The 867-nt window shown below is 45.4% G+C and carries 1 protein-coding gene; it reads left to right on the forward strand.

Going from position 1 to position 867, the window contains the following annotated elements; translation table 11 throughout:
• A partial coding sequence (gene tnpC, locus RH88_RS00055) for an IS66 family transposase (RefSeq protein ID WP_005592548.1) occupies nt 1–842 on the forward strand: 842 nt, incomplete at its 5' end.
• Between the last annotated feature and the right edge of the window lie 25 nt (nt 843–867).

The raw sequence follows: 867 nt of genomic DNA on the forward strand, positions 1-867 counted from the left end.
AAGCAATGAAAGCTCATTTACTGAATGAAAAACTCATCTGCGCGGATGAAACGACCGTTCAAGTGTTGCGAGAGCAAGAACGCTCAGCACAAAGCAAATCTTATATGTGGGTCTATCGTAGCGGTGAGTTCGCCAAACAACCCGTGGTCATTTACGACTATCAACCAAGTCGTGCAGGACAATGTGTTAAAGACTTCCTTGGCGACTACTCGGGTTACCTACTCACCGATGGTTATCAAGCTTATAACGGTCTCGATAATGTCAGCCAAGCGGGGTGCTTAGCACACGTAAGACGCAAATTTACCGATGCACAAAAAGCGCAACCGAAGAAGAAATCAGGCCGTATCGAGAAAGCCATCAGCTTTATCGCAAAGCTGTATGGCATTGAACAGGAAGCTAAAGGCTTGAGCGCTGTTGAGAGGCAGCATCTACGACAACGAAAATCGAAACCCATCTTAGACACGTTCAATGAGTGGTTGCTGGAAAGCCAAGGAAAAGTACTGCCGAAAAGTCAAATCGGCCTCGCTATTAATTATACGATTAACCAATGGCCGAAGTTGCTCACCTATCTAGAAGATGGTGACATAAGCATTGATAACAATGTGACAGAGCGAGATATCCGCCCGTTTACAACGGGTCGAAAAAATTGGATGTTCTCAACATCGGTTGAAGGTGTGACTGCAAGCGCTAACTTGTATAGCTTGGTGATGACGTGTCGTGCAAATAACATTAATCCATATTACTACTTCGTGCACTTATTCAAAGTGCTGCCGATGCGATCGCCACAAGATGATCTAACCGATCTTATGCCGTGGGCGCTGGAAATCGATGAGGCTGAATAAGGCCTCACTGCTTAATTAGACGCTT

The organism is Vibrio scophthalmi LMG 19158 (genome assembly GCF_000222585.1).
Classification (GTDB): Bacteria; Pseudomonadota; Gammaproteobacteria; order Enterobacterales; family Vibrionaceae; genus Vibrio; species Vibrio scophthalmi.